This window comes from Actinomycetospora straminea, assembly GCF_028737255.1.
Lineage (GTDB): Bacteria > Actinomycetota > Actinomycetes > Mycobacteriales > Pseudonocardiaceae > Actinomycetospora > Actinomycetospora straminea.
Map to the genome: position 1 here is coordinate 58,356 of NZ_JAQZAN010000008.1, position 17,774 is coordinate 76,129.

19 protein-coding genes are annotated in these 17,774 nt (G+C 73.5%); 7 read left to right on the forward strand and 12 right to left on the reverse strand.

Translation table 11 applies throughout. The features are described 5' to 3' along the window. The first annotated feature begins 32 nt into the window (after window positions 1-32). A complete protein-coding gene (locus PH190_RS13015; protein WP_274231945.1) occupies window positions 33-473 on the forward strand; it encodes a GNAT family N-acetyltransferase in 441 nt (146 codons plus the stop codon). Here the strand turns inward: PH190_RS13015 and PH190_RS13020 are convergent. Continuing rightward, window positions 470-1,105 (reverse strand): TetR/AcrR family transcriptional regulator, encoded by a 636-nt coding sequence (locus PH190_RS13020; RefSeq protein WP_274231946.1) that lies wholly within the window; start codon window positions 1,103-1,105, stop codon window positions 470-472. The two genes, PH190_RS13015 and PH190_RS13020, sit on opposite strands and share 4 nt — an antisense overlap. A 174-nt stretch (window positions 1,106-1,279) precedes the next feature. On the opposite strand from PH190_RS13020, the gene PH190_RS13025 reads away from it, so the two are divergent. After that, window positions 1,280-2,068, forward strand: coding sequence for an SDR family NAD(P)-dependent oxidoreductase (locus PH190_RS13025; protein WP_274231947.1), 789 nt, complete (start codon window positions 1,280-1,282; stop codon window positions 2,066-2,068). 58 nt (window positions 2,069-2,126) lie between these two features. Here the strand turns inward: PH190_RS13025 and PH190_RS13030 are convergent, their stop codons facing one another. Continuing rightward, a complete protein-coding gene (locus tag PH190_RS13030; RefSeq protein ID WP_274231948.1) occupies window positions 2,127-3,098 on the reverse strand; it encodes an aldo/keto reductase in 972 nt (323 codons plus the stop codon). A 173-nt stretch (window positions 3,099-3,271) separates the two neighbouring features. Here PH190_RS13030 and PH190_RS13035 point away from each other — a divergent pair, with 173 nt between their 5' ends. Both PH190_RS13035 and PH190_RS30775 read left to right on the forward strand, forming a co-directional pair. Continuing rightward, the gene (locus PH190_RS13035; protein WP_420791644.1) at window positions 3,272-4,480 is read left to right on the forward strand and encodes an MFS transporter; all 1,209 of its coding nucleotides are present in this window, start codon (window positions 3,272-3,274) and stop codon (window positions 4,478-4,480) included. 5 nt (window positions 4,481-4,485) lie between these two features. Then, complete coding sequence (locus tag PH190_RS30775; protein ID WP_420791650.1) at window positions 4,486-5,007, forward strand: carboxypeptidase-like regulatory domain-containing protein; 522 nt, start codon at window positions 4,486-4,488, stop codon at window positions 5,005-5,007. Window positions 5,008-5,088: 81 nt separating this feature from the next. Here PH190_RS30775 and PH190_RS13045 read toward each other — a convergent pair whose 3' ends face one another. From PH190_RS13045 to PH190_RS13060, 4 genes are all read right to left on the reverse strand, one after another. Further along, window positions 5,089-6,906 carry a flavin-containing monooxygenase gene (locus tag PH190_RS13045; protein ID WP_274231949.1) on the reverse strand — a complete coding sequence of 606 codons (1,818 nt, stop codon included), beginning with the start codon at window positions 6,904-6,906 and terminating at the stop codon, window positions 5,089-5,091. Window positions 6,907-7,088: 182 nt separating this feature from the next. Continuing rightward, window positions 7,089-7,289 carry a hypothetical protein gene (locus tag PH190_RS13050; protein ID WP_274231950.1) on the reverse strand — a complete coding sequence of 67 codons (201 nt, stop codon included), beginning with the start codon at window positions 7,287-7,289 and terminating at the stop codon, window positions 7,089-7,091. A gap of 40 nt (window positions 7,290-7,329) precedes the next feature. After that, window positions 7,330-8,109 (reverse strand): SDR family NAD(P)-dependent oxidoreductase, encoded by a 780-nt coding sequence (locus tag PH190_RS13055; RefSeq protein WP_274231951.1) that lies wholly within the window; start codon window positions 8,107-8,109, stop codon window positions 7,330-7,332. After that, entirely contained in the window at window positions 8,106-8,888 is a 783-nt protein-coding gene (locus tag PH190_RS13060) for an enoyl-CoA hydratase/isomerase family protein (RefSeq protein WP_274231952.1), read from the reverse strand. The genes PH190_RS13055 and PH190_RS13060 overlap by 4 nt, the downstream gene beginning before the upstream one ends. Before the next feature lie 86 nt (window positions 8,889-8,974). On the opposite strand from PH190_RS13060, the gene PH190_RS13065 reads away from it, so the two are divergent. Further along, window positions 8,975-9,571: a TetR-type transcription factor C-terminal domain-containing protein gene (locus PH190_RS13065; RefSeq protein WP_274231953.1), complete on the forward strand. Its 597-nt coding sequence runs from the start codon at window positions 8,975-8,977 to the stop codon at window positions 9,569-9,571. Window positions 9,572-9,599: 28 nt separating this feature from the next. Here the strand turns inward: PH190_RS13065 and PH190_RS13070 are convergent, their stop codons facing one another. From PH190_RS13070 to PH190_RS13090, 5 genes are read right to left on the reverse strand one after another with little or no spacing between them, the layout of a single operon-like run. Continuing rightward, window positions 9,600-10,082, reverse strand: coding sequence for a peroxiredoxin (locus PH190_RS13070; protein ID WP_274231954.1), 483 nt, complete (start codon window positions 10,080-10,082; stop codon window positions 9,600-9,602). A gap of 36 nt (window positions 10,083-10,118) precedes the next feature. Further along, window positions 10,119-11,405 carry an acyl-CoA dehydrogenase family protein gene (locus PH190_RS13075; protein ID WP_274231955.1) on the reverse strand — a complete coding sequence of 429 codons (1,287 nt, stop codon included), beginning with the start codon at window positions 11,403-11,405 and terminating at the stop codon, window positions 10,119-10,121. Window positions 11,406-11,416: 11 nt separating this feature from the next. Further along, the gene (locus PH190_RS13080; RefSeq protein WP_274231956.1) at window positions 11,417-12,346 is read right to left on the reverse strand and encodes an SMP-30/gluconolactonase/LRE family protein; all 930 of its coding nucleotides are present in this window, start codon (window positions 12,344-12,346) and stop codon (window positions 11,417-11,419) included. Window positions 12,347-12,386: 40 nt separating this feature from the next. Next, entirely contained in the window at window positions 12,387-13,739 is a 1,353-nt protein-coding gene (locus PH190_RS13085; protein ID WP_274231957.1) for a phosphotransferase family protein, read from the reverse strand. After that, window positions 13,736-14,992, reverse strand: a complete 1,257-nt coding sequence (locus PH190_RS13090) for an acyl-CoA dehydrogenase family protein (RefSeq protein WP_274231958.1) — start codon at window positions 14,990-14,992, stop codon at window positions 13,736-13,738. The genes PH190_RS13085 and PH190_RS13090 overlap by 4 nt, the downstream gene beginning before the upstream one ends. A 71-nt stretch (window positions 14,993-15,063) precedes the next feature. Between PH190_RS13090 and PH190_RS13095 the strand changes: the two genes are divergently transcribed. Further along, window positions 15,064-15,876, forward strand: coding sequence for a crotonase/enoyl-CoA hydratase family protein (locus PH190_RS13095; RefSeq protein ID WP_274231959.1), 813 nt, complete (start codon window positions 15,064-15,066; stop codon window positions 15,874-15,876). 14 nt (window positions 15,877-15,890) lie between these two features. Here PH190_RS13095 and PH190_RS13100 read toward each other — a convergent pair whose 3' ends face one another. Then, window positions 15,891-16,505: a TetR/AcrR family transcriptional regulator gene (locus PH190_RS13100; protein ID WP_274231960.1), complete on the reverse strand. Its 615-nt coding sequence runs from the start codon at window positions 16,503-16,505 to the stop codon at window positions 15,891-15,893. A gap of 89 nt (window positions 16,506-16,594) precedes the next feature. On the opposite strand from PH190_RS13100, the gene PH190_RS13105 reads away from it, so the two are divergent. Then, entirely contained in the window at window positions 16,595-17,767 is a 1,173-nt protein-coding gene (locus PH190_RS13105) for an acyl-CoA dehydrogenase family protein (protein ID WP_274231961.1), read from the forward strand. Window positions 17,768-17,774: the final 7 nt, after the last annotated feature.

Consider the following 17,774-nt stretch of genomic DNA (forward strand, 5'->3'; position numbering starts at 1 on the left):
ATGCATAGAGTTGTAGAACTTCGGAGGACACGATGACGTGGCACTGGGTCGCCGAGCACGAGCCCCGCTGGGACCAGGACAAGGCGGCGGCGCTGGGTGACCTGCCGCCCACCCTGTTCGGCCTCGGCCACCCCGAGGTGGGCCGCCCGCTGGGCGACGCGTGGTGGCGGGTGGAGGACGAGACGGGCGCCGCGATCGGCTACGGCCGGCTCGACGACACGTGGGGCGACGCCGAGATCCTGATCATCGCCGCGCCGACGGTGCGCAGGACCGGCGTCGGCGCCTTCGTCCTCGAGAACCTCGAGCGGGAGGCCGCGGCCCGCCAGCTCAACTACGTCTACAACGTCGTGCCGACCCGCCACCCGGCCGGCGAGGACGTGCGCGGCTGGCTGACGCACCACGGGTTCGCGGCCACCGAGGTCGGCGAGCTGCGCAAGCGCGTCGCGGCGGGCGCGACACCGCGCGCGGACTAACCCACCAGCGTCGGGAGCTGGCGGCGCACCCCGTCGCGGAGGTCGTCGAGCGCGTCGGACGACCCGGCGAGGTGGCGCAGCAGCGCCTGCGCGAACAGGCCGTCGACGGTCGCGTAGGCGAACGACGGCGAGCACGTGGGCGTCGCGCCGACCAGCCCCGCGTAGGCCTCGACCGTCCGCCAGATCATGCGCTCGAGGCTGTCGTCGATCTCCGCGACGTCGGCCCGGAACGACTCCTCGAACAGCGACTGGCCGCGCAGGTCGTACCAGAGCCGGTGCATCAGCGCGTCCTGCGCGAGCGTGCCCGCGAGGGCGTCGCCGACGCCCGCGAGCAGCGCCGCCGGCTCCGTCGCCGTGGCCACGATCCCGTCGTAGCGCTCCACGCAGTGGGCCTTGTACTGCCGCACGCAGTAGGTGATGAGGTCGACCTTGTCGCGGAAGTAGTAGTGCAGCACCCCGTGGGAGAAGCCGGAGTCCTTCGCGATCTCCCGCAGGCTCGTGCGCGCGTAGCCGCGCTCGGACAGCGTCAGCAGCGCCGCGTCGGCGAGCTGGCGCCGCCGCTCGGCGAACTTGTCCACCTGCCGCCGCGCGATGCGGTCGGGCGGGGCCAGGGGCTCGGACGTGCTGGTCACGGGCGGTCTCCGGTCGGATCGGAACGCCCAGCGTAGCCGACCGACCGCTCTTGGACAGTCGTCCAAGGATTCCTTGACGGCCGTCCAAGAGCGTCCCTACGTTTGTGACCTGGGTCGCACCAGCGACGCCCGAGACGTGTCGTCCGGCAGGCGTGCCGGTGGGAAGGACTGCGGATGAGTGACGAGCTCGCCGGCCGGAAGGTGCTGATCACCGGCGGTGCCCGCGGCCTGGGTGCCGGGATGGGCGCGGCGATGGCGGCCGCCGGGGCCTCGGTGGTGCTGGGCGACGTGCTCAAGGACGTCGGTGAGCAGACCGCGGCGGGCATCCCTGGCGCGCGGTTCGTCCCCCTCGACGTCACCGACGACGCGCAGTGGGAGGCCGCCGTCGCCCAGACGGTCGCGGATCTCGGCGGGCTCGACGTCGTGGTCAACAACGCCGGGCTCGAGGTCACCTCGCTGCTCGTCGACACCGAGCCCGACGACGTCCGGCGCATGCTCGAGGTCAACCTGCTCGGCACGATGCTCGGGATCAAGCACGCGTTCCGCGCGATGCGTCCCGGCGGTGCGGCGGGCCACGGCGGCGCGGTCATCAACATCGCCTCGGTGGCGGCGACCATCGCGTTCCCCGCCATCGCCGGCTACTCGGCCACGAAGTCGGGCGTCGACCGCCTCACCCGCGTCGCGGCGATGGAGTCGGGGAAGCTCGGCTACGGGGTGCGCGTCAACTGCCTGTACCCCGGCCTCGTACCCACCGACATGGGCGTCAAGCTCGCCGTCGAGACCTCGGGGCTGGGCCTGTTCGAGAGCCCGGACGCCGCCGTCGCCGCGGTGGTCGACCTGACCCCGTCCGGCCGGCTCGCCGAGGTCTCCGACATCGCCGACGCCGCGGTCTTCCTCGCCTCCGACGCCGCGCGCTTCGTCAACGGCGTCGGCCTGCCCGTCGACGGCGGCATGGGCATGTGATCACGTCCTCGGTGACGGGACGCCGCAGATGTGCGGGGTCCCGTCACCGGGATCGTGATCAGCGGTGCCCGGCCACCCCGCGCGGCTCGTAGCGTTCCTCGAGGCCGGCGATCTCGTCGTCGTCGAGGCGCAGGTCCAGCGCGGCGACGGCGTCGTCGAGGTGGTGCGACTTCGTCGCGCCGACGATCGGGGCGTCGACCACCGGGTTGGCCAGCACCCACGCCAGCGCCACCTGCGCCCGCGACACGCCGCGCTTCTCGGCGACCTCGGCGACCTGCTCGACGATGTGCCGGTCGGTGTCGCGGTAGAGCGTCTTGCCGAACTCGTCGGTCTCGCCGCGGGTGGTCGACTCGTCCCAGTCGCGCGTGAGCTTCCCGCGGGCGAGCGGGCTCCACGGGATCGACCCGACGCCCTCGTCGGCGCAGAGCGGGAGCATCTCCCGCTCCTCCTCGCGGTAGAGCAGGTTGTAGTGGTCCTGCATCGTCACGAACCGGCTCCACCCGTTGACGTCCTGCAGGTGCAGCGCCTTCGAGAACTGCCACGCCCACATCGACGACGCCCCGATGTAGCGCGCCTTGCCCGCCTTGACGACGTCGTGCAGCGCCTCGAGCGTCTCCTCGATCGGCGTGTCGTAGTCCCAGCGGTGGATCTGGTAGAGGTCCACGTAGTCCATGCCGAGGCGGCGCAGCGAGGCGTCGATGCCGGTCATGATCGCCTTGCGGGAGAGGCCGGCGCCGTTGGGGCCCTTCCGCATGCGGTTGAACACCTTGGTGGCGACGACGATCTCGTCGCGGTCGGCCATCTCGTTCAGCCAGCGGCCGGTGATCTCCTCGGAGGTGCCGGCCGAGTAGACGTCCGCGGTGTCGAAGAAGTTGATGCCGGCGTCGAGCGCCTGCCGGAAGAAGGGCTTCGCGTCGTCGGCGTCGAGCGACCAGGGCCAGCCGCCCGCGTCGGGGACGCCGTAGCTCATGCAGCCCAGGCAGATGCGCGAGACGTCGAGACCCGTCATGCCGAGCTTCGTGTACTCCATGGACGCCAGCGTGCCCCACCGACCGTTCGTCGACCCGGGATCCGCACGGGGAATCGGCCGGCGATCGGCCGCGCTGGCCCCGGAGAGCGTCGCCGCACGCCGGGACAGCGCCGTCCCCCTCCGCGCGAACCGCCCGGAACCACCCGGAACGTCGAAGAACGGTCGTCCGCCCCGTGAACTCTCCCGCCGATGCGTCGCCGGACCGGCGTCGCTGGCTGATCCTCGCCGTCATCGGGATCGCCCAGCTGATGGTGATCCTCGACAACTCCATCGTGAACATCGCCCTGCCGTCCGCCCAGGCGGACCTCGGGTTCGACGACGCGCAGCGCCAGTGGGTCGTCACGGCCTACGCGCTGGCGTTCGGGAGCCTGCTGCTGCTCGGCGGCCGGCTCTCGGACCTCGTCGGGCGCAAGCGCGCCTTCCTCGTCGGGCTGGTCGGGTTCGCCGCCGCCTCGGTGCTCGGCGGGCTCGCGCCGGGCTTCGAGCTGCTGGTGGCCGCCCGCGCCCTGCAGGGCGTCTTCGGCGCGCTGCTCGCGCCGGCCGCGCTCTCGCTGCTGACCACGACGTTCACCGAGGGACGGGAGCGGGCGCGCGCGTTCGGGGTGTTCGCCGCCCTCGCCGGTTCCGGCGCGGCGATCGGGCTGCTGCTGGGCGGCGCGCTGACCCAGTACGTCGACTGGCGCTGGTGCATGTACGTCAACGCCGTCTTCGCGGCGGTCGCCTTCGTCGGGGCCTCGCTCCTGCTCCCGGCGCACCCGGTCGAGCACCGGCCCCGCCTCGACGTCGTCGGCACGGTCCTGGCGTCCGCGGGCCTGTTCGGCGTGGTGTACGGCTTCGCGGGCGCCGAGACCGACGGCTGGTCCTCGCCGCTCGTCTCCGCGTTCCTCGCCGCGGGCCTCGTGCTGCTCGTGGCCTTCGTCGGAGTCCAGCGCCGGGTGCGGGCGCCGTTGCTGCCGCTGCGCGTGGTGACCGACCGCTTCCGCGGCGGCTCGTTCCTCACGATCCTCGTGCTCACCACCGGCATGTTCGCGGTGACGCTGTTCCTCGCGTACACCCTCCAGCAGGTCTTCGGCTTCTCGCCGCTGGTCACCGGGGTGGCGTTCCTGCCGATGGTGGCGAGCATCGTGACGGCCGCGAACACCGTCCCGTCGTACCTGCTCCCCCGCACCGGCCCGAAGCCGCTGGTGGTGCTCGGGATGCTGCTGGGTGCCGGCGGCCTGTTCTGGTTCTCGTTCCTGACCCCGACGTCCGGGTACGCGAGCCACGTCCTCGGCCCGCTGGTGATGATCGGGCTGGGCACGGGGACCGCGATGTCGACCTCGATCAACACCGCGACCTACGGCGTCGACCCGGGGACGCCGGTGTCGCCTCGGCGTCGGTGAACACGATGCAGCAGGTCGGCGGGTCGGTGGGCACCGCGCTGCTCTCGAGCGTCGCCGGCACCGCCGCCGTGGGCTACGCCGGGCCGCCGCTCGCCGCCGCGCTCCACGGCTACACGGTGGCGTTCCTCGTCGCCGCCGGGATCTTCGTCGTCGGCGCCGTCGTCGTCGGCCTCCTCATCCCCGCCGGGCGCACCACCGAGCGCGGGGCGGTGACGACGCGGACCGACACCCCGGAGCCCGAGGCGCCGGTCGGCACCGGCCTGTCCGGCGCGGTCCGCGACGCCGCGGGGCGGGCGGTCGCGGGCGCCACGCTGACCCTCGTCGACCCGACGGGCCGCGAGGCGGGGCGGGCGGTCAGCACCGACGACGGCGACTTCGACCTGCGCGCCGACGGCCCCGGCGACCACCTGCTCGTCACCGGTGCCCCGGGCCTCGCCCCCAGCGCCCAGCGCATCGTGCTCCTCGACGGCCGCACCACGCGCAGCGACGTGGTGCTCGACCTCGCCGCGGAGCCCGCCCGCACCTGATCCCTGGGGGTGGAGCGAGGGTCACCTCGGCTGCGTCCTGCGCAGCCAGGGTGACCCTCGCTCCCCTCGGGGCGACCCACCTCAGGAGGTGTGGTGCACCTCCTGCTTGCCGTGCACCGGGGTCGGGATGCCGACCGAGCGGGCCTTGAGCTGCAGGGCGAGGTAGAGCGAGTAGAAGCGCGACTGGTGCAGGTTGCCGCCGTGGAACCACAGGTTGTCCTGCTGGGTCGGCTTCCACATGTTGCGCTGCTCGCCCTCCCAGGGACCGGGGTCCTTGGTGGTGTCCGAGCCCAGGCCCCAGACCTTGCCGACGCGGTCGGCCATCTCCTGGCCGATGATGTCGGCGGCCCGCTGGTTCATCGAGCCGTAGCCGGTGGCCAGCACGACGAGGTCGGCCTCGAGGCGGGTGCCGTCGTCGAGGACGACCTCGTTCTCCGTGAGCTCGGTGATCTGCCCCTTGGCGAGCTTCACCTTGCCCTCGGCGACGAGGTCGGCGGCACCCACGTCGATGTAGTAGCCCGAGCCGCGCCGCAGGTACTTCATGAACAGGCCCGAGTCGTCGTCGCCGAAGTCCAGGTCGAAGCCGGCCTCGGTGAGCTTGCGGTAGAAGTCCGCGTCGATCTCGCGGGCCTTGTCGTAGGTCGGCTTCTGGAAGGTGTGCATGATCCGGTACGGCAGCGACGCGAAGATCATGTCCGCGGTGTGGGTGTCGATGCCGCCCGCCACCGCGCGCTCGGAGTACAGGTCGCCGAGCCCGTACTCCATGAGCGTGTCGGACTTGATGATGTGCGTGGAGCTGCGCTGCACCATCGTCACGTCGGCGCCGACCTCCCACAGCGCCCCGCAGATGTCGAACGCCGAGTTGTTCGACCCGATGACCACGACCTTCTTGCCCTTGTAGGCGTCGGGGCCGGGGTGCTGGCTGGAGTGCTGGATCTCGCCCTGGAACTTCTCCTGGCCCGGGATCGCCGGGATGTTCGGCTTGCCCGAGACCCCGAGCGCGAAGACCAGCTGCTTCGGCCGGAGGGTGACCTCCTCGCCGGCGCGGTCGACGACGACCGACCACTCGCCGGACGCCTCGTCGAAGGTCGCGCTCTTCGCGGTGGTGGAGCCCCAGTAGTTCAGCTCCATGATCTTCGTGTACATCTCGAGCCAGTCGCCGATCTTGTCCTTCGGCGCGAAGACCGGCCAGTTGTCCGGGAACTTCAGGTAGGGCAGGTGGTCGTACCAGACCGGGTCGTGCAGGGCGAGGCTCTTGTAGCGCTTGCGCCAGGAGTCGCCCGGGCGCTCGTTGGTCTCGACGATGATCGCCTCGACGCCGAGCTGGCGCAGCCGCGCGCCCAGCGCGATCCCGCCCTGCCCGCCGCCGATGATGACGACCTCGGGCTGGCGCGTGTAGCCCAGCTCCGCGGCCTCGGCCTCGCGGCGCTCGCGCCAGGTCACGCGGTCGGGGTTGGCGCCGTGCTCGGTGCCGAACGGCCGGCGGTCCCCGCGCGGCTCCTCGTGGCCCTTGAGCTCGTCCAGCGTGGTCAGCAGCGTCCACGCCTTGCCGTCGCTGTTCAGCCGCAGGTGCCCGCTGCCCCGTCCGATCGCGGTCTCGAAGGTCAGCCAGGCCTCGGTGATCCCGTCGGCCTCCGTCGGCTCGCCCGTCACCTCGAAGCTCACCGGGGCCACCTGGCGCGCGGCCTCCGAGCTGACCACGCCGGCGACGCCCGACGGGCCCTCCACGGTGACCAGGTTCCAGGTGAACGACACCAGGTCCCGCCAGTACGACTCCTCCGCGAACAGCGCCCCGGCGCGCTCCGCGTCGCCCGACGACACCGCGTCGGCGAAGTCCGCGAGCCAGCTGCTCACCCGCCGGCCGGTCTCGGTGCGCCCGCTCTCCACCGTCTGCGTCACTGCTGCCTCTCTTCACCGGGCGGCTCCCGTGCCGACCGTGGACGGACGCCCGCCTCCGCCCACGGTCCTCCTGCGTGGACACAGTGAAGCCGATCACGCCCGCCGGCGGCAGGGTTGCAGGGAGGTTGCGTCCTCCCTCGTGAGTAGCCGGCACGGCCATCGGCGTGCCGACCACTCACACGTCAGCCCAGGACCAGGGGGCGGTAGCCCAGGACGCTGGCGGCGCCGTCGAGGTAGGCGCGGCGGTGGGCGCGCGGGACCCACTCCTCCACCGGGTGCACGGTGAGCATCCCGCCGCCGGCGATGCGCCAGCGCTCCTCGTCGGCGACGGCGGCCGAGGCGTCCTGCTCGCCCTGGGCCCGGGCGGCCTGCTCCGGAGTCATGCCCGGCAGGCTCCCCCACCCCACGGGTCCGCGTCCAGCATCAGAAGATCGAGTACGCCCCGTCCACGACGATCTCGTCGCCCGTGTGGAACCCGCCCGCCCCGCCCGCGAGGTAGACCGCGAGCCGCGCGAAGTCGTCGGGTGCACCCCAGCGCCGCTGCGGCATCCGCGGCATGACGGCGGCCTCGAAGCGCTCGTCGTGCAGCGTGCGGGAGGCCAGCGGCGTCTCGGTCCAGCCCACGACCAGCGAGTGCGCGTTGACCCCGTGGCGCGCGAGCTCGATCGCCAGCCCCTTGATGATCGCGGTCAGCCCCGCCTTGCTCGCCGCGTACGCCTGGTTGCGCGGCGCGCCGTGGACCGTCGACACGCTCGAGGTGCCCACGAGCACCCCTCCCCCGCCCCGGTCGACCATGTGCCGCGCCGCGGCCCGCAGCGTCAGGAACGCGCCGTCGAGGTCGACGCGCGTCACCCGCCGCCACTCCTCCAGGGTCGTGTCGACGAACCGGCTCCCCGACCCGCCGATGCCGGCGTTCGCGAAGCACGAGTCGACCCGGCCGAAGTGCTCGAGCACGCCGGCGAAGGCGGCCTCGACGTCGTCCTCGTCGCCGACGTCGCAACGCCAGGACCGCACGCGCGTGGCGTGCCCCGTGAGCTCGGTGAGCTCGTCGACCGCCGCCTCGTTGCGCTCGGCGTTCGTCCCCCAGATCGCGACGTCGGCACCGCTCAGGGCGAGGCCCCGGGCCATGCCCAGCCCGATCCCCGAGTTCCCGCCGGTGACGAGCGCGACGTGGCCGGTGAGGTCGAAGAGACCGCCGGTCACGGGACCGCCCACCGCCCGGTGAAGGTCGCGTCGCGCTTCTCGTTGAAGGCCGCGAACGCCTCGGGCGCGTCCTCGCCGGCGAAGTTGACCGACTGCGCCCGGGCCTCGCTCGCCAGCGCGTCGCGCAGCGGGCGGTCGGCGTTCTCGTGCAGCAGCGCCTTGGACTGCGACACCGCGACCGGCGCCATCGCCGCGAGCCGGCTCGCCAGGTCGGCGGCGTACGCCGCGATCTCCTCGACCGGGACCACCCAGGTCACCAGCCCGAGCCGCAGCGCCTCGTCGGCGTCGATCATCTCGGCGAGCAGCGCGAGGCGCTTGGCCTGCTGCATCCCCACCAGGCGCGGGAGCAGCCACGACCCGCCGAAGTCGAGCGAGAGCCCGCGCTTGGCGAAGATCTGGGAGAAGCGCGAGCGGGGCGTCGCGACGACGAGGTCGCAGCCCAGCGCGAGGTTCCAGCCCGCCCCGACCGCGACGCCGTCGACCGCCGCGACGGTGGGCACCGGCAGCTCGTGCAGCAGCAGGGCGACGTCGTTGACGAAGCGCATCCGGTCGAGCGGGTGGCCCTCGCGCGCCCCGGAGAGGTCCGCGCCGGCACAGAAGTCGCCGCCCGCGCCCGTGATCACGACGGCCCGCACGTCCGGGTCCCGGCGCACCGCGGAGAGCTGGGTGTGCAGCGCCTCCCACAGCGCCGCGTCCAGCGCGTTCTTGCGGTGCGGGCGATTGAGGGTGAGCGTGAGGATCCCGCCCTCCCGCCGGACGAGCAGGACCTCGTCGTCCATGGTGCGCGACTCCCTCCCCGTCGGCGGATGACCTCGCGAACCTATCGATCGATCGTTCGGGGGTCGAGTCGCTCTATGCTGTCGCGATGACCAGCCCGGCGGCGGTGCCGCGCGGGGGCGGGCGGGAGGCCATCACGCGCGCCGCCCGGGAGAGCTTCGCCGAACGCGGCTACCACGGGACCTCGATCCGCGACATCGCCGCACGCGCCGGCCTGTCCCTCTCGGCGCTCTACCACTGGCACGCCGGCAAGCAGGAGCTGCTCACCGCGCTGGTCGAGGAGAGCACCGAGGAGTACTTCCGCCGCTGCGACGAGGCCCTGCGCGACGCCGGCGACGACCCGGCCGCCCGCCTGGGCGCCCTCGTCCGCGCGACGATCGAGTACCGGGTCAGCCGGCAGGTCGAGAGCACCATCGCCGCCTCGGAGTGGCGCAACCTCGACCCCGCGAACCGCGAGCGCCTCGACGCCCTGCGCGCCGCCGCCTCGAAGCTCTGGGCCGACCTCGTCGACGAGGGCGTCGCCCGCGGCGTGTTCCACTGCGAGCACCCCGACGACGCCCGCCGGGCCGTCGTCGCGGCGTGCAACGCCATCGCCCAGTGGTACGAGCCCGACGGCGGGCTCGGCGTCCCCGAGCTGGTGGAGCGCTACACGGCCATCGCGCAGCGGATCGTCGACTGCCGGTAGCGCCCCACAGCTCAGCTCAGGGCTCGCCTCACAGCTTGGTCAGCACCACCTCGGCGGTGGACTTCTCGTGGTCCGGCGGCGCGTCCTCCACGTCGATCCAGGTCAGCGTGCCGTCCTCGATGACCGCCGCGTAGCGCTGCGACCGGATCCCGAGCCCGAAGTCCGTGCCGTCCATGTCGGTGCCCATCGCCTTCGCGAACAGGGCGGACCCGTCGGCGAGCATGGTGACGCCATGCACCTGCTGGTCCTTGGCCCAGGCGCCCATGACGAACGGGTCGTTGACCGCGACGCACACGATCCGGTCGACGCCCTTGTCCGAGATCTCACCCGCCTTGGCCACGAAGCCCGGGAGGTGCGCGTCGCTGCACGTCGGGCTGAACGCGGCGGGGACGCCGAACAGCACGCTCCGCCCGGTCGCGAAGAGCTCGCCGGAGCGCACGGACTCCGTGTTCCCCTCGGCGTCCACCGTCGTCAGTGGCACGTCGGGGATCTTCTCTCCCACAGCGATCATCGTTCGGGGTCTCCTTCGCTCGGTTGGGGACAACTACTAGCTGCCCACGGCAGCGGCGTCCAGGAGGTGCGCGAACTTCCGCCTCGCCTCCTCGCGGCGGGTCGGCACGTGCTCGGTGGGCACCTCGCGGGGCTCGTAGCCGCGCAGCACCCGGCGCGCGACGGTGACCTTGTGGACCTCGTCCGGGCCGTCGTAGATCCGCGCCGCGCGGGCGTGGCGGTACATGTTCTCGAGCGGCAGGTCGGTGGTGAAGCCCAGCGAGCCGTGCACCTGGATCGCGCGGTCGATGACGTTGTAGAGCACCGTCGCGCCGTAGAACTTGATCATGGCGATGTCGGTCAGCGCCGCCTCGGTGCCGCCCTGGTCCATCTTCCAGGCGGCCTGCAGCGTCATCAGCCGGGCGGCGGTCATCTCGGCGGTCGAGGTCGCGATCCAGTCCTGGACCATCTGCTTCTCCGAGAGCACCGACCCGTGGGTGTACCGCGACACCGCCCGCTCGCAGAGCATGTCGAAGGCGCGCTGCGACTGCCCCAGCCAGCGCATGCAGTGGTGGATGCGCCCCGGCCCCAGCCGCTTCTGCGCGAGCAGGAAGCCGTCGCCCTCCGCGCCGATGAGGTTCTCGGCCGGCACGCGCACGTCGCGGTAGACCACCTCGGCGTGCCCGCCGGGTTGCCCGCTGCGCTCCTCGGGGTGCTCCATCGTCGGGATGTCGCGCAGGACCTCCACGCCGGGGGTGTCGGTCGGGACGACGAACATCGACGCCCGCCGCCGCGGCGCCGCGTCGGGGTCGGTGACGGCCATGACGATGAGGAAGTCGGCGACCGACCCGTTCGACGTGAACCACTTGTGCCCGTTGACGACGTACTCGTCGCCGACGCGCTCGGCCCGCGTCGTCAGCAGGGTCGGGTCGGCGCCGGCGTTCGGCTCGGTCATCGAGAACGCGCTGCGCAGCTCCCCGTCGAGCAGCGGCTCCATCCAGCGCTTCTTCTGGTCGTCGTTCGCGCCGAGGGCCAGGAGCTCCGCGTTGCCCGAGTCGGGGGCGTTGTTGCCGAACACCGCCGGGGCGTACGCGCACCGCCCGAGGATCTCGTGCATCAGCCCGAGCTTGACCTGCCCGAACCCGCCGCCGCCGAGCTCGGGCGGCAGGTGCGCGGCCCACAGGCCGCGCGCCTTGACCTCCTCCTTGAGGGGGGCGGTCGCCCGCGCCAGCGTCTCCCCGTCGAGGTCGAGGGTCTCGAGGGGGAGGATCTCCTCCCGGACGAAGGTCCGCATCCACGCGAGCTGCTGCTCGAACTCGGGCTCGGTGGAGAAGTCCCAGGCCATGCGCTGTCCTTTCAGGCCGTGTACGCGAGGTCGAGTCCGGGGCCGTCCCACTCGAGGGTGTAGAGCACGCCCCGCCCCGAGGACGTCACCCAGGCCGTAGGCGAGCCGGCGCCGGCGAAGCAGATGTTCGTGACGTACGGGTCGTGCTCGGGCACCGGGACCTGCCGCAGCAGCTCCCCGTCCGGCGCGACGACGCTGATCGCGCCGGTCACCAGCGTCGCCACGCAGACGTTGCCCGCGCCGTCGACCGCGAGCGAGTCGAGCATCTGGTAGCCGCCGAACCCGTGCAGCAGCACGGCGCCGTGCGGCCCGTGCGGCCCGACCGGCTCCGCGGCGCGGGTCAGGCGCCCGGGACCCGCGACGTCCCACGCCCAGACCCGGCCGGTGACGGTCTCGGCGACGTAGAGCCGCGAGCCGTCGGGCGAGAGGCCGACGCCGTTGGGCTGGGTCAGCGGGTGCACGACCTCGGTGATCGCCGACCCGTCCCACCGCGCGTGGTAGAGCGCCCCGGTGTCGCGGTCGCGCTCGCGGCTCTTGCCGATGTCGGTGAACCAGAAGCCGCCGTCGGTGTCGAAGACGATGTCGTTGGGCCCGCGCAGGGGCCGGCCGTCGCAGGCCGTGTAGAGGTCGGTGACCTCGCCCGTGTCGAGGTCGACCCGCTGGATGCTCCCGCCGGCGTAGTCGGGGGGCTGGTGTCCGGGCGCGGTGATCCCGTCGCGGTCGTGCCAGGTGAAGCCGCCGTTGTTGCAGACGTAGACCGCGCCGTCGGGCCCGATCGCCGCGCCGTTGGGGCCGCCGCCGAGCGCGGCGACCACGGACGTGGTGCCGTCGGGGGCGACGCGGGTCAGCGTGCCCCGCCGGATCTCGACGACGAGGACGTCGCCGTCGGCGAGGGCGACGGGGCCCTCCGGGAACCCCAGCCCGGTCGCCACGGTGCGCATGCTCGCGAGCCTCTCCCTGAACGGTCGTTCAGCGCAACGGTCACCCGGGTCGCGTGAGGTAGCGCGGGTTGGCGACGGTCAGCTTGTCGGTCACGGCCGCGCGGACGGCCGCGAGCAGCGCCGGGTCGGTGTCGTCGACCTCGCCGCGGCGGATCGCGGCCGCGAGCCCGGCCTGGTCGGCGTGCCCGAGCGCCGCGAGCCGCTCGCGGTGGCGGCGCTCGAGCTCCGGGCCCAGCGCGATCTCCCGCCCGACGCCGTCGAGGACGTTCGCCGCGACCCGCCCGAGGAAGGCCAGGCGCTCGTCGCCGGCGGCCATGACCTCGTCGCGCAGGAAGCCCGCGACGGCCTCGACGAGGTCGCCGGCGCTCGGCCGTCCCGGAAGGTCCGGACGCGGAGCGGGAGTGAGCTCGGCGCCCGGCTCGGCGGGCCGCCCGAGCAGGAGCAGCAGGTCGTGCTCCTGCTCGGCGACGCGGCGGCCGATCGCGGCGAGCTCGACCGAGGGCGTCTCCCCCGCCAGGTGGCGCCCGGCCATGCGCCGGCAGCCCAGCGCCCACCACGTCGTGCGGTGCACCTGCCACCACCGCACGGCCGCGGGGTCGGGGCGCGTGCCGGCGACCTCGGCGTAGCCGTCGAGCAGCTCGTCGATGGTGCCGAGGCCCGCGACGGGCAGCGGGGAGCCGAAGCGCCAGCACTTGACGCAGAGCCACCCGAGGTCCTCGCGCGGGTCGCCGCGGTGGACCTGCTCCCAGTCGAGCACCGCGGCGAGCCCGGACTCGTCGACGATGAGGTTGCCGAGCCGGAAGTCGCCGTGGACGAGGGCGTCGGCCACCGGGTCGGGGCGGTGCCGCTCGAGCCACCGCAGCGCGATCTCCACGGTCGGGAGCGGCTCGTCGAGCGCGTCGCAGGTGGCGCGCAGGTCCTCGACGGGGTCGTCGGCCGGGAGCCCGGGGACGGCGTCGAGCGGGACGGCGTGGACGCGCGCGAGGGTGCGGCCGAGCTCGGCGGCCAGGCCCTCCCGGGCGGTCGCGAACCGCTCCTCGCGCAGGATGCGGGGCCCGAGGGTCTCGCCGTCGACGTGCCCGGTGATCAGGTACGGCGCGCCGACGACCGCCGGGTCGCTGCCGCTGTCGACCAGCGGCGGGACGGGGACCCCGGCCGCCGCGGCGGCGGCCAGCGACGCCGCCTCGAGCGCCATGCCCTCCGGGCGGTCGTCGCCGGGCGGGTCGCGGCGCAGGACGAGGGCGCGCCGGCCGTGCGCGTCGGTCGCGGTGAACGACCACGTCTCGCGGCTGGCCCCGGCGGTCAGCCGGCGCAGGCCCTCGATCCGCACGTCGGTGCCGGTGATCTCGCCCAGGCGTCGGGCGAGCCGGTCACCGAGATCGTCGCCCGTCACCGCTGCTTGTTCGGGCCCGTGAAGCGGAACAGGTACGCCGCGACCTTGCGCATCTGGATCTCCTCGGCGCCCTCGGTGATCCGGTAGCGCCGGTGGTGGCGGTAGATGTGCTCGAACGGGGTGTGCCGCGAGTAGCCGAGGCCGCCGTGCACCTGCATGGCACGGTCGGCCGCGTCGCACACGAAGCGGTTGGCGCGGTAGTTGCACATCGAGACGCGGTCGCTGATCTCCGTGTGCGGGAGGCGGTCGAGCTCCCAGGCCGTCTTGCGCACCAGCCCGCGCAGCATCTCGCCCTCGGTCTGCAGCTCGACCAGCGGCCACTGGATCGCCTGCCGCGTGGCCAGCGGCGCGCCGAACGTCCGCCGCTCGCGGGCGTAGGCGACGCTGCGGTCGATGCAGTACTGACCCGCGCCGACGCCCGAGGCGGCCTGGCGGATGCGGTTCTCGTGCACGAACGTCTGCGCGACGGCGAGCCCTTCGCCCTCCGCGCCGAAGATCGCCTCGTCCGGGACCCGCACGTCGTGCAGGCTCACCTCGGCGTGGTCGGTGGGCATGTTGAACGTCCACCAGTGGAAGTCGACCGAGAAGCCCGGGGTGTCGGTCGGGACGAAGAACGCGGTGATGCCGCGCGCGTCGCCGTCGGCGCCCGACGTGCGGGCGAACACGACGTCGTGGGTCGCCGAGTGCATGTTGGAGTTCCAGCGCTTCGCGCCGTTGATCACCCAGTCGCCACCGTCGCGGACGGCGCGGGTCTCCATCCACGTGGCGTCGCTGCCGTGGTCGGGCTCGGTGAGACCGAAGCCCAGGCGCGCCGTGCGCGTGAGCATCGGCTCGAGGAACTCCTCGCGCTGCGCGTCGGTGCCGAACGCCATGAGCATGTGCGCGAACGGGAAGTTGCCGACCACCGACGACTCGTTCTGCAGGTCGTTGTGCAGCCCGAGCCCGCGGTGCGCGAGGTGCTCGCGGATCACCGCCATGTCGAGGTTCGTGCCGTCGGACCCGCCGACGTCCTTCGGCAGCCCGTAGCGCAGCCACCCCGCCGCGTCGGCGCGCCGGAACATCTCGCCGAGCAGCTCCTCCCACTCGGGCCGCGGGACGCCGCCGTTCTCGAAGTCGGTGCGGGCGTACTCGCGCCGGTGGTCGAAGAACCGCTGGTTGTCGTCCTGCTCCTGCAGCGGGACGATCTCGCGCTCGATGAACCCGTCGAGCGCCTCGAGCCGCTCGGTCAGCTCCGCCGGGAGTGCGAAGTCCACACCGACCTCCTCGGTATCCGGGCCCTCAGCGTCTCGCCGCCTGAACGATCGTTCAAGTAGCGTCGCGGCGCATGAGCGAGCACGAACGCGTGCGGGTCGAGGTCGTCGACGGCGTCGCCGACGTGCGGCTGTCGCGGCCGGAGAAGCGCAACGCCCTCGACCCGGCGATGTTCGAGGGCCTGGTCCACGCCGGCGAGTCGCTGCGCGGGGACCCCTCGGTGCGGGTCGCGGTGCTCTCCGGCGAGGGCCCCGACTTCTGCGCCGGGCTCGACTTCGGCTCGTTCCGCGCGATGGCGGGCGGCGAGCGGCTCTCGGCGTCCGCGCAGCTCCCGCCCTCGGCCGGGCCCGCGCGCGCCACCGGCCAGCGCGCGGCGTGGGTGTGGGCCGAGCTCGAGGTCCCGGTGATCGCCGCGATCCGGGGCAACGCGCTCGGCGGCGGCCTGCAGATCGCGCTGGGCGCCGACATCCGCATCGTCGCCCCGGACGCGCGCCTGTCGGTCATGGAGGTCAAGTGGGGGCTCATCCCGGACATGACCGGGACGCAGGTGCTCCCCGAGCTCGTCGGCCGCGACGTCGCCAAGGAGCTCACGCTGACCGCGCGGGTCGTCAGCGGCACCGAGGCCGCCGCGCTCGGGCTGTGCACGCGCACCGACGACGACCCCCTCGGCGCCGCCCTGACCCTCGCCCGCGAGATCGCCGGCCGCAGCCCGCACGCCGTCCGCGCGGCCAAGCGCCTGCTCGACGCCGCCGGCCGCGTCGACCTCACCACCGGCTTCGCCGCCGAGCAGACCGAGATCGGCGCCCTGATCGGCAGCAGGAACCAGGTCGAGGCGGTGACCGCGGGCTTCGAGAAGCGGGCGCCGGTCTTCCAGGACACGCCGTGAGCCCGGCGGCCTGATCAGCCCTCCAGGACCCCCATCAGCACCGACGCCACGTCCTCCCCGAGCTGGCGCGACGAGCGCGGGCCGGCCGGGTCGAACCACTTGTAGGTCCAGTTCGCGGCGCCGAGGCAGGTGTTGACGAAGGTCCCTACCGACATCGGCAGTGTCCGCCCGGTCTCGCGCAGGTGGGCGGTCACGGCGTCGCGCACCACGCGCTCGAACTCGCGGCGGCGCTCGAGGATCGGCGCGGCGAGCTCCGGCGGCAGCGCCGACTCCTCGTGGAAGCAGATCGTCAGCAGGTCGCGGTGCTCGCAGGTGTAGCGGACCCGCTCGACGATCAGGCCGCGCACCGCCTCGCGCGCCGACGGCGCCCCGGCGACGATCCGGCGCGCGCTCGCCAGGCTCTCGTCGAGGACCTCCTCGTAGACCGCGACGAGCAGGTCCTGCTTGGTGCGGACGTAGTGGTACAGCGTCGGCTTGCGCAGGCCGACCTGGTCGGCCACCTCGTTCATCGACGCCGCCCGGTAGCCGCGGCGGCTGAAGACGGCGACGGCGCCCGCGAGGATCCGCTGCCGCTGCTCGTCGGCGCGGCTGCCCGTCGCCGATCCTGCCTCGGTCTCCCGTGTCGCCATCGCGCTCCCGGTTCCCCTCGGACGTCTTGACCGAACGTGTGTGACGTGGGGTACTTTCGTCCGACCGGTCGGTCGAGACAAGGAGCGATGTGGCTGACGACCTCGGCGAGCTGCACGAGGACTTCCGGCGGACGTGCCGGGCGTTCACCGACCAGCGCGTCCGCCCCGTCGTCGCGGAGGCCGAGCGCGCGGGACGCCCGCCCGAGCGCCTGTGGAAGGAGCTCGGCGACGCGGGCCTGCTCGGCCTGCTGACGCCCGAGGAGTTCGGCGGGAGCGGGGGCACGGACGGGGAGGACGACGCCGAGGCCGGGCGCTCGCTCGCGGTGGCCGTGCTCGCCGAGGAGCTCTCCCGGGCCTGCGGCGGCATCGCGGTCAGCGCGCTGGTCAGCGCCTACATGGCGGCCCCGCACCTCGTCCGCCACGGCACCCCCGCCCAGCGCGAGCGGTGGGTCGGGCCGCTCGCGGCCGGCGAGGCGATCGCGGCCATCGCCGTCACCGAGCCCGGCGCCGGCTCCGACGTCGCGGGCATCACCACGCGGGCCCGGCGCACCGACACGGGCTGGCTACTCGACGGCCGCAAGATGTACATCACCAACGCCGGCCTCGCCGACGTCCTGGTCGTCGGCGCCAAGACCGACCCCGAGGGCGGCCACCGCGGCATCACGACGTTCGTCGTCCCCGCCGGGACGCCGGGGCTGTCGATGGGCGCCCCGCTGGCGAAGATGGGCTGGCACTCGTCGGACACCCGCGAGGTCGTCCTCGACGGCGTGGAGCTGGGCGAGGACGCGGTACTCGGCGTCGAGGGCCGCGGCTTCCACCAGATCATGTCGGCGTTCCAGCTCGAGCGGGTCGCGCTCGCCGCGATGGGGCTCGGCCACGCCGCCGAGGCGCTCGACACGGTCACCGAGTACGTCCGGGGCCGCGAGGTGGCGGGCGAGCCGCTGACCGCGCGCCAGACGATCCGGCACCGCCTCGCCGCGATGGAGATCGAGCTCGAGGCCGCCCGCGTCCTGACCTACCGGGCCGCCGACCGCCTCGACCGCGGCCACCCCGAGGCCGACCGCTCGGTCGCCGTCGCGAAGTACTTCGCGGCCAAGGCGGCGGCGTGGATCGTCGACGAGGCCGTGCAGCTCTTCGGCGGCGCGGGCTACCTCGAGGAGACGCCGATCGCGCGCCACCACCGCGACGTGCGCATCCTGCGCATCGGCGGCGGCACCGACGAGATCCAGCTCGAGATCCTCGGGAAGCGGCTCGTCCCGTGACCGGCAC

Bases quoted from the DNA above. Each gene is read 5' to 3' on its own strand.
- PH190_RS13015 (WP_274231945.1), top strand. From the start codon at position 33: ATGACGTGGCACTGGGTCGCCGAGCACGAGCCCCGCTGGGACCAGGAC.
- PH190_RS13025 (WP_274231947.1), top strand. From the start codon at position 1,280: ATGAGTGACGAGCTCGCCGGCCGGAAGGTGCTGATCACCGGCGGTGCC.
- PH190_RS13030 (WP_274231948.1), bottom strand. From the start codon at position 3,098: ATGGAGTACACGAAGCTCGGCATGACGGGTCTCGACGTCTCGCGCATC.
- PH190_RS30775 (WP_420791650.1), top strand. From the start codon at position 4,486: ATGCAGCAGGTCGGCGGGTCGGTGGGCACCGCGCTGCTCTCGAGCGTC.
- PH190_RS13050 (WP_274231950.1), bottom strand. From the start codon at position 7,289: ATGACTCCGGAGCAGGCCGCCCGGGCCCAGGGCGAGCAGGACGCCTCG.
- PH190_RS13060 (WP_274231952.1), bottom strand. From the start codon at position 8,888: ATGGACGACGAGGTCCTGCTCGTCCGGCGGGAGGGCGGGATCCTCACG.
- PH190_RS13065 (WP_274231953.1), top strand. From the start codon at position 8,975: ATGACCAGCCCGGCGGCGGTGCCGCGCGGGGGCGGGCGGGAGGCCATC.
- PH190_RS13070 (WP_274231954.1), bottom strand. From the start codon at position 10,082: ATGATCGCTGTGGGAGAGAAGATCCCCGACGTGCCACTGACGACGGTG.
- PH190_RS13075 (WP_274231955.1), bottom strand. From the start codon at position 11,405: ATGGCCTGGGACTTCTCCACCGAGCCCGAGTTCGAGCAGCAGCTCGCG.
- PH190_RS13080 (WP_274231956.1), bottom strand. From the start codon at position 12,346: ATGCGCACCGTGGCGACCGGGCTGGGGTTCCCGGAGGGCCCCGTCGCC.
- PH190_RS13095 (WP_274231959.1), top strand. From the start codon at position 15,064: ATGAGCGAGCACGAACGCGTGCGGGTCGAGGTCGTCGACGGCGTCGCC.
- PH190_RS13100 (WP_274231960.1), bottom strand. From the start codon at position 16,505: ATGGCGACACGGGAGACCGAGGCAGGATCGGCGACGGGCAGCCGCGCC.